General features: G+C 32.3%; 20 protein-coding genes. 9 read left to right on the top strand and 11 right to left on the bottom strand.

Annotation, left to right across the window (positions count from 1 at the left end; translation table 11 throughout):
* Positions 1-46: 46 nt before the first annotated feature.
* Complete coding sequence (locus B4E95_RS04930; RefSeq protein WP_280037621.1) at positions 47-793, top strand: M15 family metallopeptidase; 747 nt, start codon at positions 47-49, stop codon at positions 791-793.
* Between the two features lie 103 nt (positions 794-896).
* Positions 897-1,433: a hypothetical protein gene (locus B4E95_RS04925; RefSeq protein WP_038335856.1), complete on the top strand. Its 537-nt coding sequence runs from the start codon at positions 897-899 to the stop codon at positions 1,431-1,433.
* On the opposite strand, the gene B4E95_RS04920 is transcribed toward B4E95_RS04925, so the two are convergent.
* On the bottom strand, positions 1,434-2,048 hold the full coding sequence (locus tag B4E95_RS04920) for an alpha-ketoglutarate-dependent dioxygenase AlkB family protein (protein WP_291090379.1): 615 nt from the start codon (positions 2,046-2,048) through the stop codon (positions 1,434-1,436).
* Positions 2,049-2,149: 101 nt separating this feature from the next.
* Here B4E95_RS04920 and B4E95_RS04915 point away from each other — a divergent pair, with 101 nt between their 5' ends.
* A complete protein-coding gene (locus tag B4E95_RS04915; RefSeq protein WP_291090376.1) occupies positions 2,150-2,347 on the top strand; it encodes a hypothetical protein in 198 nt (65 codons plus the stop codon).
* 28 nt (positions 2,348-2,375) lie between these two features.
* On the opposite strand, the gene B4E95_RS04910 is transcribed toward B4E95_RS04915, so the two are convergent.
* On the bottom strand, positions 2,376-2,723 hold the full coding sequence (locus B4E95_RS04910) for a hypothetical protein (protein ID WP_291090373.1): 348 nt from the start codon (positions 2,721-2,723) through the stop codon (positions 2,376-2,378).
* A 90-nt stretch (positions 2,724-2,813) separates the two neighbouring features.
* Between B4E95_RS04910 and lpdA the strand changes: the two genes are divergently transcribed.
* Both lpdA and B4E95_RS04900 read left to right on the top strand, forming a co-directional pair.
* Positions 2,814-4,205 (top strand): dihydrolipoyl dehydrogenase, encoded by a 1,392-nt coding sequence (gene lpdA, locus B4E95_RS04905; RefSeq protein WP_038335929.1) that lies wholly within the window; start codon positions 2,814-2,816, stop codon positions 4,203-4,205.
* 137 nt (positions 4,206-4,342) lie between these two features.
* Positions 4,343-5,113 (top strand): T9SS type A sorting domain-containing protein, encoded by a 771-nt coding sequence (locus B4E95_RS04900; protein ID WP_052217822.1) that lies wholly within the window; start codon positions 4,343-4,345, stop codon positions 5,111-5,113.
* Between the two features lie 58 nt (positions 5,114-5,171).
* Here the strand turns inward: B4E95_RS04900 and B4E95_RS04895 are convergent, their stop codons facing one another.
* On the bottom strand, positions 5,172-5,384 hold the full coding sequence (locus tag B4E95_RS04895; RefSeq protein WP_286476837.1) for a hypothetical protein: 213 nt from the start codon (positions 5,382-5,384) through the stop codon (positions 5,172-5,174).
* A 92-nt stretch (positions 5,385-5,476) separates the two neighbouring features.
* Between B4E95_RS04895 and B4E95_RS04890 the strand changes: the two genes are divergently transcribed.
* Together B4E95_RS04890 and B4E95_RS04885 are read left to right on the top strand one after the other, a co-directional pair.
* A complete protein-coding gene (locus B4E95_RS04890) occupies positions 5,477-6,301 on the top strand; it encodes a UDP-2,3-diacylglucosamine diphosphatase (RefSeq protein WP_291090366.1) in 825 nt (274 codons plus the stop codon).
* A complete protein-coding gene (locus B4E95_RS04885; RefSeq protein ID WP_291061562.1) occupies positions 6,302-7,276 on the top strand; it encodes a glycosyltransferase family protein in 975 nt (324 codons plus the stop codon).
* Here B4E95_RS04885 and B4E95_RS04880 read toward each other — a convergent pair.
* The 5 genes from B4E95_RS04880 to B4E95_RS04860 are packed head-to-tail and all read right to left on the bottom strand — an operon-like array spanning position 7,273 to position 12,168.
* Positions 7,273-8,814, bottom strand: a complete 1,542-nt coding sequence (locus B4E95_RS04880; RefSeq protein ID WP_291090363.1) for a TrkH family potassium uptake protein — start codon at positions 8,812-8,814, stop codon at positions 7,273-7,275. The two genes, B4E95_RS04885 and B4E95_RS04880, sit on opposite strands and share 4 nt — an antisense overlap.
* Positions 8,814-10,181: a Trk system potassium transporter TrkA gene (trkA, locus tag B4E95_RS04875; protein ID WP_291090360.1), complete on the bottom strand. Its 1,368-nt coding sequence runs from the start codon at positions 10,179-10,181 to the stop codon at positions 8,814-8,816. Before trkA ends, B4E95_RS04880 begins: the two co-directional genes overlap by 1 nt.
* Before the next feature lie 20 nt (positions 10,182-10,201).
* Positions 10,202-11,302 (bottom strand): peptide chain release factor 2, encoded by a 1,101-nt coding sequence (gene prfB / locus B4E95_RS04870; RefSeq protein ID WP_280048939.1) that lies wholly within the window; start codon positions 11,300-11,302, stop codon positions 10,202-10,204.
* Between the two features lie 26 nt (positions 11,303-11,328).
* A complete protein-coding gene (locus tag B4E95_RS04865; RefSeq protein WP_291066780.1) occupies positions 11,329-11,727 on the bottom strand; it encodes a hypothetical protein in 399 nt (132 codons plus the stop codon).
* 33 nt (positions 11,728-11,760) lie between these two features.
* Positions 11,761-12,168, bottom strand: a complete 408-nt coding sequence (locus B4E95_RS04860; RefSeq protein ID WP_291090357.1) for a DUF6146 family protein — start codon at positions 12,166-12,168, stop codon at positions 11,761-11,763.
* Positions 12,169-12,206: 38 nt separating this feature from the next.
* Between B4E95_RS04860 and B4E95_RS04855 the strand changes: the two genes are divergently transcribed.
* Together B4E95_RS04855 and B4E95_RS04850 are read left to right on the top strand one after the other, a co-directional pair.
* Positions 12,207-12,551 carry an arsenate reductase family protein gene (locus B4E95_RS04855; protein ID WP_291061573.1) on the top strand — a complete coding sequence of 115 codons (345 nt, stop codon included), beginning with the start codon at positions 12,207-12,209 and terminating at the stop codon, positions 12,549-12,551.
* Positions 12,552-12,599: 48 nt separating this feature from the next.
* A complete protein-coding gene (locus B4E95_RS04850) occupies positions 12,600-12,827 on the top strand; it encodes a hypothetical protein (RefSeq protein ID WP_291090354.1) in 228 nt (75 codons plus the stop codon).
* A gap of 50 nt (positions 12,828-12,877) precedes the next feature.
* On the opposite strand, the gene B4E95_RS04845 is transcribed toward B4E95_RS04850, so the two are convergent.
* From B4E95_RS04845 to B4E95_RS04835, 3 genes are read right to left on the bottom strand one after another with little or no spacing between them, the layout of a single operon-like run.
* On the bottom strand, positions 12,878-13,957 hold the full coding sequence (locus tag B4E95_RS04845) for a peptidylprolyl isomerase (protein WP_286495213.1): 1,080 nt from the start codon (positions 13,955-13,957) through the stop codon (positions 12,878-12,880).
* A 25-nt stretch (positions 13,958-13,982) separates the two neighbouring features.
* Positions 13,983-14,510: an FKBP-type peptidyl-prolyl cis-trans isomerase gene (locus B4E95_RS04840; protein ID WP_291061579.1), complete on the bottom strand. Its 528-nt coding sequence runs from the start codon at positions 14,508-14,510 to the stop codon at positions 13,983-13,985.
* Positions 14,510-15,535 carry a DHH family phosphoesterase gene (locus tag B4E95_RS04835; RefSeq protein ID WP_291061581.1) on the bottom strand — a complete coding sequence of 342 codons (1,026 nt, stop codon included), beginning with the start codon at positions 15,533-15,535 and terminating at the stop codon, positions 14,510-14,512. Before B4E95_RS04835 ends, B4E95_RS04840 begins: the two co-directional genes overlap by 1 nt.
* Between the last annotated feature and the right edge of the window lie 107 nt (positions 15,536-15,642).

Genomic DNA, 15,642 nt, shown 5'->3' with positions numbered 1-15,642 from the left:
AATAAACCAAAATCTAATACTTACCATAATGTCTCAATTTAATATTATGAAATTTTCTTATTTAATTTTACTTGCTTTTATGCTAAATGCTGGTTGTGCTTTCGGTAACAGCGATCAAACTCCAGAAGAAACAGATACTATTTTACCTACTTTTACAACGGCTGAATTGATTGGTAAAGGCAACCCTACGATGGTTGGAAATGGGTATAAATTGTTGCCAGAAGTTGCAAAACAATTTGAATTAATGAAAGCTGATGCACAAAAAGCAGGTTTTAAAATACAAGTGATTTCGAGCTATAGAAATTATACGTATCAAAACGGAATTTGGGAGCGCAAGTATAAAGCAAATCAAGCGAAGAAAATTGCAGCGAAAGAAAACATCGAAAAGATTATTGAATATTCTACCATTCCAGGAACTTCTCGTCACCATTGGGGAACTGATTTGGATATTATAGACGGAACGCGCGGAATACCAGCAGATCCGTTGAATGAGAAACATTTTAACGAAGGAGGATCAATGCATAAATTTAAACTTTGGTTAGATGAAAATGCATCTAAATATGGTTTTTATTTGGTGTACACGGATAATTCAGCGAGAAAAGGATTCAAATATGAACCGTGGCATTTTACGTATAAAGCGATTTCTGAACCGATGTTACAAGCTTATAAAAAGCTTGATATTAAAAAGGTTTTACAAGAAAATAAATTGTTAGGAAGCGAAAATTTTACAGATGATTTTATCGAAAAATATCGAAAAGAAAATATTTTGGATATAAATCCTGTTATTAAATAGTTAAAGCTCCTTTTTGGAGCTTTTTTTGTGGTATCTTTAGATAAAAATTAAAACATTGTACTTTCTGATGAGGTTAATATTTTTCATATCGTTGTTTTTGAGCATGAGTCTACTGACTTTTGCAAAACAATCTATTGTGAAAGATTTGGACGGAGATGGAAAGTTTGACAAGGTTTCGATTAATTTTGAAACGAATAAAATAGAGTTTTTACTTTCTGATACTGAATATAAAAAGCAGAGTAGTTTAGCTTTTCATGAATTGGATCACAATGCGAAGATTGAGGAAACAAAGAAAGGTTTTAAGATTATCAATAAAATAGGAGATGTTTTGTTTACATCTTATTTTCGATACAATCGTCAGACAAAAAAGATTGAATTATCTGCTATAAAACGTTCAATAGTTTCGGATGATTATTCGAAAGAAAATGGCGAATCAACTTTTATTACAGCTACAAAAGAGTTTATTGCAAAATGGAATAGTTTGGATAAATCATCAAATAAAGTGATTGCTTTACCGACGTTAAAAACCAAAATTGATTTGGATGTTATTTCTTTGAATGATTTTAATGATGCATTTCTGAATAAATTTAATCAACAAAGTTTGACTTTTTATAAAGCTGAAATCTCCAAGCAAAAATAATTATTGCTCCAAATCTATTGTTCTGAATGTTAGATTAATTCGTGGCGAATTTACTTTTTTAGTAGGAGGTAAGCGATGTAGCCAATAATCCTGCGTTTCATTTTTCATTACCAATAAACTTCCACTTGCAAGATTTAAAGCAATTACTTCTTTGGTTTCTTTGTGTTTAAAACCAAATTTACGTTCAGCACCAAAACTAAGCGACGCAATTGCGCCATGACGTTTCAATTGTTTTTCACCATCACTGTGCCAAGCCATTCCTTCGGAACCATCGTGATATAAATTTACCAAACAAGAATTATAATTTTCGCCAGTTTTTTCCTCAGCTAATTTTTTTAATTCAAGTAAAGCATCAGTCCATGGCAAAGCTGTTTTCGTGATTTTGGAATAGGTATACGCAAATGGAAAATCTCCGAACCAAGCAATTTTTCGTTTAGTTTCGATTAATTTTCTAAATATTATCGCTTGATCATTCTTCCATTCAATTTCATTTAATAAAACAGAATAATAATGATGCGCTTCCTCGTCACTCATAATTTGCCCAAAATAATTTACAGTTCCATCTTTAGGAAGTAGATTTTCTTGTTCCTCAAATAAATCGTTAAAAAGATCCATGGAACTAAGTTATGTTAAATTTTATTTGATTGATGATAAATAATTTGGAAATTATAAAATTATTTTTATCAATGTTAAGTTTAAGTTAAAAAATAGTAGAAATGAATGTTAGACACCCATTTTTTATTTATATATTTAGTTTTATTTTAGTTGTGATTGCTGGTTTTACTAAGATTTTAGAATTTGAATCTGCAGATTTATTATTAAATACTACGTTTACAATTTCTGTAATCTCTTTAATTTATGTATTAATTCGTTTGAAAAAGTCAAGAAAAAAATATACGGATTTAGCGAATTAATACATAATATTAAATAAAAAAGCAACGATTATTTCGTTGCTTTTTTTGTTAAATACTGTTCAAACTTCAATCCTTTTATGTTATAAGGATCAAATCCTTTGTATAAATCTTCTAATAATTGCATTACTTGAAAATAAGTAAATAATACTGAATATGAAGCTTGTTCTTGATATACAGGGATTTCTACTAAAAATAAAAAACGATCATATTTCGAAATCTGAATAGTATTCCCATCTTGATTCATCAAACCAATATAACTCCCGTCATAATCAGGTAGGTTATGAAAAATCTCAATAGCTTGTGATAAACTACCTTCTAAAGGTAATTCAGTTTCGACTTGTAAGTCGTCAGCGTAATTTTCAAAGAATATTTTCACATTGCAAAAGTAAGAAATTTAAATCTATTTTGAGGAATTCCTTTTTTTTCGGGTTATAATTATTAAATTAGCATTCAAATTATGGAAAAAATGAGTTACGACATTATAGTTATTGGAAGTGGTCCTGGAGGATACGTAGCAGCAATTAGAGCAGCACAATTAGGTAAAAAAGTAGCAATCGTAGAAAAAGCTGAGTTAGGTGGTATTTGTCTTAACTGGGGATGTATTCCTACAAAAGCTTTATTAAAATCTGCACAAGTATTTAAATACTTAAATCATGCAGAAGATTTTGGAATTAACCTACCTTCAGATATTTCATTCGAATTTGGAAATGTAGTTTCTCGTAGTAGAGGAGTAGCAGATCGTATGAGTAAAGGTGTTCAATTCTTGATGAAGAAGAACAAAATTGAAGTAATTCAAGGTGAAGCAAAAGTTTTACCAGGAAAAAAAGTAAAAGTTACTGCAGCAGATGGTTCTGTTAGCGAATTATCTTCAGAAAATATAATTATTGCAACTGGTGCACGTTCTCGTGAATTACCTGCATTACCGCAAGATGGTAAAAAAGTAATTGGTTACCGTGGTGCATTAGCAATGGAAAAACAACCAAAATCAATGATTGTTGTAGGTTCTGGTGCGATTGGAGTTGAGTTTGCTCATTTCTACAATACATTAGGAACAGAAGTTACAATTGTAGAGTTTTTACCACGCATTGTAAATGTTGAAGATGAAGATATTTCGAAACAATTGCAATTATCTCTTAAAAAATCTGGAATCAATATCTTAACAAATGCAGAAGTTACAGGAGTTGATACAACTGGAGATTTAGTAAAAGCAACAATTAAAACTGCTAAAGGTGAAGAAATTATCGAAGCTGAAGTTGTTTTATCTGCTGTTGGTGTTGTTCCAAATACAGAAAATATTGGTCTTGAAGAAGTTGGTATTGCAACTGAAAGAGGTAAAATTGTTATCAATGATTTTTGTGAAACATCTGTAAAAGGATATTACGCAATTGGTGATGTTGTAAAAGGAGCAGATTTAGCACACTTAGCATCAGCACAAGGAATTTTATGTGTTGAGCATATTGCTGGCGAAAAAGTTGAGCCAATTGACTACGGAAATATCCCAGGTTGTACATATTGTTCACCAGAAATTGCGTCTGTTGGGCTTACAGAAGCAAAAGCAAAAGAAGCAGGTTACGAAGTGAAAGTTGGTAAATTCCCATTCTCTGCAAACGGAAAAGCTGTTGCAAATGGAGCTGCTGATGGATTCGTAAAAGTTGTTTTTGATGCGAAATATGGTGAATGGTTAGGATGTCACATGATTGGTGATGGTGTTACGGAAATGATTGCGGAAGCAGTTGTTGCACGTAAATTAGAAACGACGGCACACGAAATAATGAAATCTGTACACGCTCACCCAACAATGGCGGAAGCTATTATGGAAGCGGTAGAAGATGCATATGGACATGCAATTCATATTTAAAAAATATAATTAGAATTTATAGTTGAAGCAGCCTTTTGGCTGCTTTTTTAGTTTTACCAAATCGTTAATTTTTTGCGTCTTGTATATTGATTTAGTTTTTTAACTATCTTTACAGAAATAATTTAAAAAAATACAATATGAAAAAATTCTATTCTTTAGTAGCAGTTGCTGCATTATCAACATTATCATTTGGGCAAGGTTCTGAATCATTCGAGTCTCAAACGGTTTTAACAGCAACTTATGCAGATGGATCTTTTGCTGGAGAGACAGCAGGAGTTAATGTAAGTTTTGTACATTCAAGAAATGAAGGTTTAGGAACTGCTGATGATAGTGCTATTCAATCAAAAGGAATAATGTTAAGAAGAGCTGATGAACCAAGTTCAGTTGAATTTTCAATTCCAAATGGAGTAGGTGATTTTACTTTTTCTTATAGAAAAGCTTTCACAGGGGGTGTTCCTAGAACTATAGCTGTTTATGTAGATGGTGTTCAAGTAAATGCTATGCCAGCATTTGGTGAAGGATCAGGAACTCAAACTACTGTTTATACATCAACTACTACTATTAAAAAAGAAGGTGCTGTAAAAGTTAAAATTTCATTTGCAGGAGGTACAGCTGCAGGAAATAAACAATTTACTGTGGATAATGTAGTTTGGACAGCTCCAAGTTTAGGGTTAAATGATTTAGAAGCTTCTAAAGCTGTATTTAATACAGTTTGGGGAACAGATGCTTTATTCAATGCAAAAGATAAAACAACTGTAGAAGTATACAATATCAACGGACAATTAGTAAAATCTTTCGAAGTTAAAGGTGTTCAAAACGTAAATGTTTCTTCATTAGTTAAAGGAACTTATGTGGTTAAAACAACTTCTAACGGAAAATCTTCTACTCAAAAAGTAGTAAAAAAATAAGAAAGAGTATATTCTTAATCTAACAAAAAAGCGATTCAGTTTACTGAATCGCTTTTATTTATTCTTCTAATTTCTGAATCTTAAAACCTGCATCTGTCACAGCTTCCACAACTTCTTCTTCATCCTCAGTTGTTGTCACAGTCAGTACTTTTCGTTCATCAGAAGTATCAACTTTCCAATTGTCTTCACCAACAGCTTCGTCTAAAAAAGGTTTAACAGATTTGATACAGCTGTCACAATTTATATTTGTTTTGAATTTCAATTCGCTCATAACTTTACAATTTAGACTCAAATTTATAAAGATTTCATAAGATTAAAAAAACGTTTAAGTAATATTTGATTTCGAAATTTAAATAAAAATCAATGAAGCGTAATCTTGATGTTGTTGTTATTTCGGATGTGCATTTAGGAACTTTTGGTTGTAAAGCACAAGAACTGTTAGCTTATCTACAGTCAATCAATCCAAAAAAAATTATTCTCAATGGTGATATTGTGGATATTTGGAATTTCAAGAAAAGTTATTTCCCAGAAACGCATCTTCAAATCATTAGTTATTTATTGAATTTATCCGAAAAAGGAATTCCAATCGTTTATATCACTGGAAATCATGATGAACTGTTGCGTAAATTTACGACAATGCGTTTTGGTAATATTCTTTTAACGGATAAATATATGTTGAAACAGAATGATAAAGTCGCTTGGATTTATCATGGAGATGTGTTTGATGCATCGATTCAACATTCGAAATGGATTGCGAAATTAGGTGGTTGGGGTTATGATAAATTAATTCAGTTGAATTATTTTATCAATAAGTGTTTAGAGTTTTTTGGAAGAGAACGTTATTCGTTGTCTCAAAAGATTAAAAACTCAGTTAAAAAAGCAGTGAAGCATATCAATGATTTTGAACAAACTGCTGCCGAATTAGCTATCGAAAATGAATATGATTACGTGGTTTGTGGACATATTCATCAGCCACAATTGCGAAAAGTAAAAACGGATAAAGGAACTTGTGTGTATATGAATTCGGGCGATTGGATTGAAAATTTATCGGCTTTAGAATGTGTAGACGGAAATTGGTCAGTGTTTTATTTTGAAGAACACAAACATACTTTGATGCAAAATTTAGAAGAAATCGAGTTCAATTATTCATTGGATGAACTGATCGTTTCAATTCTCAATAAGAAGTAAATGAAAATTTTATATGCTTTACAAGGAACGGGAAATGGACACTTGGCTCGTGCGCAAAAAATGTTACCAATCCTAGAAGAATACGGAGATTTGGATGTTTTTGTAAGTGGCTCTAATTCACAATTACAACTCGATAGTTTTCAATTTAAACATCATAAAGGATTGTCATTATTTTATAATCAGCTAGGAAAAGTTTCGTATAAACGAATTTTTAAGGAGAATAGTTTTAAATCTTTTTGGAATGAAGTGAATCATTTTCCAATTGAAAAATATGATTTGATTATCAATGATTTTGAACCAATTACGGCACATGCAGCTCGAAAGAAAAAGATAAATATTATAGGTTTGAGTCATCAAGCTTCGCTTTTATTTGATGAAACGCCAAAAGTGAAAAATAAAACGTGCGAGACGATTTTAAAATATTATGCACCGACTTCTAAACATTACGGTTTTCATTTCGAAGAATATAATGATGCTATTTTTTTACCAATCATTCGAGATAAAATTAGAGCATTGCATCCAAAACAAAAAGATTACTATTTGGCGTATTTACCAAGTTTTCATCCAACCGAAATTATGGAGAAATTATCATTGATTAAAGACTCAAAATGGAAAGTTTTTTCACCTTTTGTGAAAGAGGTAATACGTCAATTTAATGTTGAAATTTATCCTATTGATGAACGTCTTTTTATAAAAGCGCTCGAAAACTGTAAAGGAGTTTTGTGCGGTGCTGGTTTCGAGTTGCCTGCCGAAAGTATTTATCTTAAAAAGAAGCTTTTTGTGATTCCGATCAAAGGTCAATACGAACAATTATGTAATTGCGAAGCTTTAAAAATGATTGGCGTTGATTATTCATATGATTTGAATGTCCAACAATTGCAATGTTGGGTGGATTCGAATAAAATTATTGAGAAAGATTTCCCAGATCAAACTGAAGAAATCATTCAGAAAGTAATTTTAGAAGCGTCTCATTAATTATTTTTCCAGAATGCTGGCGTAAATAAAATTAAGATTGTATAAAGCTCTAATCGTCCTAAAACCATTAGAAAACAACATAATAATTTTGCATTATCTGTTAAAGAATTCATTGAGGTACCCGGACCAAATTCGCCAATTCCCGGACCTACGTTTCCTAAAGTGGAAGCAGTTAATGTTAAAGAGGCCAAAATATCTTGGAAACTCATTGTTATACCATAATTTAAAAGAGCAAATAAAATAGAGCTTACAATCCACGTAAACATAAACATAACAAAGAATGCCATGACGTGGAAAACGATAGATTGATTCAGTGAACGATTGTTATAACGAACAGGAATAATTGCGTTTGGATGTAAAATACGCTTAAATTCGATCCAACTATTTTTTAATAAAATGACGTGTCTAATAACTGTAATTCCTCCAGATGTAGAACCTGCCGAACCTCCGATGAAGAACAAAGAGAAGAAAATAAGTGTGGTTACGGTTAACCAACTTGTGTAATCTTCCATTGCCAAAGCTGTTGTAGATGCGATAGATACAACGTGGAATAATGAACTTCTGAATGAATGTTCGAAATTGAACCACGAATAGGTTTCGACGGAATAACTAGGGTAAATATTGAAAAATAATACGACAAAAACGATAAATGTAACGACAGCAAGTAAACCAACCCACCAACGGAATTCTTCATTTTTCCATACTTTTTTGAATTGTCCTTTAATCAATAAATAAATTAAAGCGAAGTTTGTTCCGCCCAAAAACATCATCACGATTAATACATATTGAATAAAAACATTGTTATTCCAATACATCAAACCTTCATTTTTAGTGGAAAAACCTGCGGTTGCAATCACACTCATCGAATGATTTGCAGCATCAAATAAATTCATTCCACCAAAATAAAGTAATATCGCAAAAAAAGCAGTTAAGCCTAAGTAAACTAACCAAAGGTTTTTCGCTGTTTCTGTAATTCGAGGGTGAATTTTATCCGTGTAAATACCAGGTGCTTCTGCCATAAAAAGTTGTCGACCACCAATTCCAAGAAACGGTAAAATTGCAATCGTCAAAACGATAATCCCCATTCCACCAATCCAATTGGTTGTACTTCGCCAAAATAATATACTTTTTGGGAGACTTTCTACATCATCATAAATTGATGTCCCAGTCGCTGTATAACCAGAAACGGTTTCGTAAATAATGTTAACAAAACTAAAATTCTCATTGATGATATGATCGTTTGGTAGAAATATTAACGAGGTAACATAGGGTAAACACCCCGAAAGAATCAAGAAAAGCCATCCGACACAAACCACGATATAACCTTCGCGTTTGTTGATGTGTTTTCTTCTGTCACGCGTAAAATACATCATTGCAGCTCCCGACAATCCCACTAAACTCCCCGAAACTAAAAAAGGGTAGAGTAGATGATCATTAAAATAAATGCTGACACATGTTGCAATAAACATAAAGAGCGCATTTAATAGTAATAAAACACCCGAAAGATTCAGGATTACTTTGATGTTAAGTGATTTCATTATTTAAAATATTTGGTCACTTTTGGAATTAAATTCGCTTGACTAAAAACCACAACGTGATCTTTTGGTTCGATAATAAAATCTTTTGTTGGAATAAATCCATCATTTCTACGAACAATTCCAGCAATAATAGCACCTTCTTTAAACGGAAAATCGCTTACTTTTTTGAACGCGATTTCGGAATTTTCGTGAATACGAAATTCTAAAACTTCAGCATCTAAATCAGAAATTCCTGTTACATCCATCACAGAACCTTGTCGAATATAACGGAAAATACTATCTGCGGTTAAGAGTTTTTTATTGATAAAAGCGTTAATTCCAACTTCTTGACTAAGATGAATATAATCGATATTTTCGACCAAAGCAATTGTTTTTTTAACACCTTTTGATTTTGCTAAAAGACATGACATAATATTCGTTTCCGAACTTCCTGTCACAGCGATAAAAGCATCCGAATCAGAAATACCTACTTCCAATAACAATTCTCCATCGCGACCATCACCATTGATAATCAAAATGTTATTTAAATCATCAGCTAAATCAAAAGCTTTGTTTCTGTTGATTTCTAATAGCTTAACGTTGTGCTTATTATCTTTCAAAAGTTTGGCAACTTTGACACCAATACTTCCTCCTCCCAAAACAATTACATTTTTGAAATATTCTTGTTTCTTTCCAAGGATTTTATAAACTTCTAAAATTCCAGCTTTTTTGACAATAAAATAAACGTGATCATCTATTCTAAATTCAGTTTCGGCTTCAGGAATAATGGTTTGATACTCGCCACGTTCGTTGCTACGAATTATTGCAATTGGCATCAAAAGATTGTCTTCGCCACCTTTCGTCGTCAAATACATGTCTTTGTACTGCTTATCCAAAATTTTACAATCCGCATCCAAAACAGTTCCAACCATAAAAAGCTGACCATTTGCAAACGGATGCATCGCATTGAAAGCAGATTGTTGAACCAGAGAATAAATTTCATCAGCCGCTAATTTCTCAGGGCTAATTAATGCATCAATTCCCATTCCTTGAACCCAAAATTGATTTTCTTTGTAAAGAAATTCAGGATTCGAAATTCGAGCTAATGTGCGTTTTGCTCCTAAATCTTTTGCAATCGAAGCACTTGTAAGGTTTGTGTTTTGAAGATGAGTGACCGATATAAAAATATCTGTATCATCAATTCCAACTTCTCGCAAAGCTTTGAAAGAAGTGATATCACCACGATAAGCCATTACATCTAATGAGTTTTCGATCATCAACAACTTGTCCTTGTCCATGTCCATGATGACGATGTCATTCATTTCATTAGAAAGTAATTTAGCCAAATGAAAACCAACTTCTCCAGCACCTCCGATTAATATTTTCATGAAAGAAATTTAGGATAAAACTATTTTGACGTTTCTTTTTGTCCCATTAGCATAAGGAACGATTTCAAGAATTCGTCTATATCACCGTTCATTACAGCATCCACATTACCTGTTTCAGTTCCTGTTCTGACGTCTTTTACCAATTTGTATGGATGCATCACATAATTACGAATTTGAGAACCCCATTCGATTTTCATCTTATTTGCCTCGATCTCATTACGTGCAGCCATTTTTTTCTCTAACTCAATCTTGTATAATTCAGATTTTAACATCTCCATTGCACGTTCGCGATTGGCTAACTGAGAACGTTCAACCTGACAAACAACCACAATTCCTGTAGGTTTGTGTGTTAACTGAACTTTCGTTTCAACCTTATTTACATTTTGTCCTCCAGCTCCTCCAGAACGAGACGTTTGTAATTCGATATCAGCAGGATTGATTTCAATCTCGATTGTATCATCCACAATTGGCGAAACATAAACCGAAACGAAACTTGTGTGACGCTTTGCATTACTATCAAAAGGCGAAATACGTACCAACCGATGTACACCATTTTCTCCTTTTAGATAACCGAAAGCAAATTCGCCATCCACTTCTAATGTTACCGTTTTTACACCCGCAACATCACCCGCTTGATAGTTTAATTCTTTTACTTTATATCCATGTTTTTCGGCCCACATCAAATACATACGCATCAACATAGAAGCCCAATCACAAGATTCTGTACCTCCAGCTCCCGCAGTAATTTGAAGAATTGCACCAAGATTATCTCCTTCTTCTGAAAGCATATTCTTGAATTCTATATCTTCTAAAAGCTTGGCAACAACATTATATTGTTCCATAACTTCTTCGTCACTTACTTCACCTTCGCGGTTAAATTCTACTAAAACTTCGACATCATTTACTGCATTTGCAATTGTTTGGTATTCATCGATCCATTTCTTTTTACCACGCAAAACTTTCATAAAAGCTTCGGCTTCTTTCGGGTTGTTCCAAAATTCAGGTGAAGCAGCATGCTCTTCTTCATTTTGAACTTCGATTTCTTTTTGTTCGATTTCCAAATATTCGTGCAAATCTTGTGTACGTTTTTGGATGTCTTTTAGTAATTCGTTGTTAAACATAATTGCAAATGTATAAAAATAGGAGGTTAAGCATTAATCACTTTATCATCTTTTCCGTTCCAAGAAAGAATTTTATAAGTAAAACCTTCTTCTGTTTTAATTTCTTGGTCTTTCAGCATCAAAAAAGTATCGTCCCAATCGCCATCATCATAACTAATTACCCAGAATAATTGGTTGAACAACAATCCTTCTAAAATATACAAAAGTTCCTCCACAGAATCTACTTCGTAAGTTGTGAAAGGAAAAGAAGATTTAATCCATATCTTATCATCATCCGAAATCTGAATATAAAGATCTCCAAAAGTTGATTTGTATTCATTCTCGATATGAAATTCTAATAATTCTGTATCTTTCTTGTGAAGCCCTGTGAAATCTGGAATTGCTTCAATAATTTGATTGTATATTTTGATTGAAAAATCGTTCATCTTTCTAAAATTAGCTTGCAAAAATAAACGATATTATCTAATTCTGACACGATATTTATGTTCAATAAATCGAAAAAAGTTAAATAATTTGTATTCAAAATCATAACCATAGTCAATCGAAGGATCCAAATCTATACTCACCGCATACAAATCTGGATTATATGTCATTGGTTGCATATGTCGTTGATTCCAAATCATCACATATTGGCGATTTTTTTGTTCGTAATATTCTTTTGAATAATATTCTTTGGGTAATGCAGTTGTTTTTAAATAAATATCATATTGAGAATCAAATACTACAATATCATAATCACCATCTTCATTTGGTTCGAATTTTAATGAATTTTCATCTTTATTCGGAACTGAATTTTGTGTAGATTGATTGGTTGTACAAGCAAAGAATAGGAGAGAAACGCTGATAAATAAAAATAGCTTTTTCATAATCTTTAATTTAGTTAAATTTACTAAAAAATAACGATATGTACACGATTTTGCATAATTCGCGTTGCGGTAAAAGTAGAGATGCGATGAAAATTTTAGAAGAATTTGGAAAAGATTTTGTAGTAAGAGAATATTTGAAAGAACCTTTAACGAAGAATGAATTGAAGGAAATTTTGACTAAACTAAATTTAAAACCGATTGATATTGTGCGTACAAATGAGGAAGATTGGAAAGCAAATTTTAAAGGAAAAGAACTTTCTGATGATGAAGTTTTGAATGCTTTGGTTGAATATCCAAAATTGATTCAACGTCCGATTGTAACAGATGAAAAAAATGGAGTAGTAGGTCGTCCAAAAGAATTAGTAGAAGATTTTATTAAATAAAATTGGTTTGATAATTGTTAGTATTTATAAAACTAAACATAAAAAGCTATGAAAATTTTAGAAGCATTAACAAAAAATCACACAGAGAAAGGAACTAAAATAGGTCTTTTAACAACTGCAGCTACAACAGGCGTAACCGTTGCTAAATTTCTAGGAAAAAGGTCTATTTATGGAATAATTGGAGGGATTGCTGTGACATTGGCAGCAGAGTATATCCGAAAAAAATACGAGAAGAAAGTTGAAGCAGAGAATGAAACTGTTATAGAGAATAAATAAAGAAAGCCACTCAATTTGAGTGGCTTTTCTACTTATTTTGAATAGATAAATTATTTATCTAAAACTTCCATATCAAAATATAAAGTTGCGTTTGGTGGAACAACACCTCCAGCACCTCTTGAACCATATCCTAATTCTGCAGGGATAATTAAGAAAACTTTAGAACCTCTGTTGAACATTGTTAATGCTTCCATCCAACCTTGGATTAATCCTGTTACACCAACTGTTGCGTCTAATGGTTGATTGCGATCGTAAGATGAATCTAATTTTTCACCATCGTTTAAGCGTAAAGTATAATGTACTTGGATTGGATCTCCTTGAATTGGTTTTGCTCCGTTACCTTCTTCTAAAATTACATATTTTAATCCAGAAGGAGTTGATTGAGCTTTTGCTTCTAATTCTTTTTGACGAGCAATTTCTGCATCTTTTTCAGCTTTTGCTTTCGCTTCAGCTTCAGCTTGTTTTTTTGCGTGATTAGCTTTTGCAGCTTCAAATGCTTCAGCTCCGTTGTATTTAGCATATTTATCACCTTTACGAGCGATTTCTACTTTCTCAATTACAACTGGAACAACTGGTTTATCACTTGGCGTTTTTTCTACATTTGCAATAGAATCAACTACGTCTAAACCTTCTACAACTTGTCCGAAAATAGTGTGACGTCCGTCTAACCATGGTGTAGGAACTTCTGTGATGAAGAATTGAGAACCGTTTGTAGCTGGTCCTGAATTTGCCATAGATAAAACACCTTTTTTGTCGTGTTTTAAAGTTGGTTCAAACTCATCTTCGAAATCGTAACCAGGTCCACCTGTACCAATACCATCTGGATCACCACCTTGAATCATGAAATCTTTGATCACACGGTGAAAAATGATTCCATCATAAAAAGGAACTCCTTTTGCTTTTGCTTTATTTTCTTTTGTACCTTCTGCTAATCCAACAAAGTTAGCAACCGTCATTGGCGCTTCTTCTTCGTATAATTTGATTGTCATTGCACCATGATTTGTTGTCATTTTTGCATACAATCCGTCTTCTAAACTTTTAAATTCTTCTTTACTCATCGATTTTGGAATTTTAACGCCACAACTAACAAGGGTAGTGATGACAGTTAAGATTAATAATATTTTTCTCATTTTAACTTGACAGTCTTTGTGTTTATTAGTGTTTTTTAATTTTTAAGACTTTTACATCCATAATAATAGGCGAGTCTGGCGCAATTTTTTGCGTATCGCCATAACCTCCATAAGCTAAAAACGAAGGTAACAATAATTTAGCAGTTTCACCTTCAGGAATTAATTGTAAACCAGCTTGTAAACCTCTCACAATATCAGCTTTTCCTAAAATTATTTTCTGAACTTTATTATCGTGAAACGAATATAAAATGTTGTTTTCGAGATCAGTTACTTGGTATTCAAATTCGATATAATCTCCATTATTAGCTGTTTGAGCTGTTCGTTGACCACTGTTCGAAATCCAAAATCCCGAACTCGTTTTAACAAATTTTAGGTCAGATGTTTTCATATAATCATCAAACCATTGCAATTCTTCTTGATGCAATAATTTTCCGCGCTCTTGCGAACGTTTCATAAAATCATCATTAGAATATGAAACGGGATATTGTATCACTTTTTGATCACAACTCATTAACGCAAAAACAGCGAAAGTGAATAAAATAACTTTTTTCATTAGATAACGATACTAGCTAATTTTTCTTGATATTCTGGTAAAAGTGATTGGAAATAAGCAATTGTTTCTTCCATATTCATATCCGAACGACCTCCAGCCGCATTCATATGACCACCGCCATTAAAATGTTTACGAGAGAATTCATTCACATCAAAATCACCTTTAGAACGTAACGAAATTTTAATGAAATTATGATGTGTGTCTTCAATAAAAATTACAGAAAAGATAAAATTCTCTACACTCAAACCATAATTTACAAAACCTTCTGTATCTCCTTTCTGAAAACCATTTGCTAACAAATCTTCACGTTTTAAAAACATGAAAGCTGTACGATGTTCTGGTAAAAAAGTTAGATTATTTAGGGTTAAGGATAACAATTTTAAACGTCCTTGCGTTTGCGAATCGTTTACATAAGAAGTCACTTTGTCAACTTCTACACCTTTATCAATCAATTCTGCTACAATTCTGTGCGTATCTGCCGATGTATTACGAAAACGGAATCCACCTGTATCGGTCATTATCCCAGTATAAATACATTCAGCAATACCTTTGTCAATTTTATCCAAATCATTCATCGTATCGATAAAATTATAAACCATTTGACAAGTCGCAGGCATTTCGATATCCGAATACATAAAATCAAATGTATCTGGTTCGCGGTGATGATCGATTAATATTTTTGGTGCTTTTGAACGTTCAACCCAGTTTCCTAAGTCGTCAATTCGTTTTACGGTATTAAAATCTAAGATAAAAATCAACTCAGCTTGATGTATAATTGCTTCGGCAACTTTTGGTCGGTAATCTGCAATTACAATATCTTTTGCTGAAGGCATCCATTTTAGGAACTTCGGAAAATCATTAGGAGATACAATATTACATATATGTCCCAATTTGTTCAAATAATGATACATCGCCAATGTAGAACCTATCGCATCTCCATCAGGATTTTTGTGCGGTAGAATTGCAATTTTCTTTGGTGTTGATTTTAAAAGAACTTTTAGCTCTTCGAAATTTGTCATTTGCATAGTTGCAAAGATAAACAAACAACTTAAAAAGTAGAATGACTTTTTTAAAATATAGTTATAACAATACTTTGATATAGAAATAATTTAATTATCAATAACCGGTAGTG

Source organism: Empedobacter sp. UBA7494 (assembly GCF_002478465.1).
GTDB lineage: Bacteria > Bacteroidota > Bacteroidia > Flavobacteriales > Weeksellaceae > Empedobacter > Empedobacter falsenii_B.
Note: the sequence above shows the minus strand (reverse complement) of the source record. Positions and strands in the feature narration are given on the sequence as shown.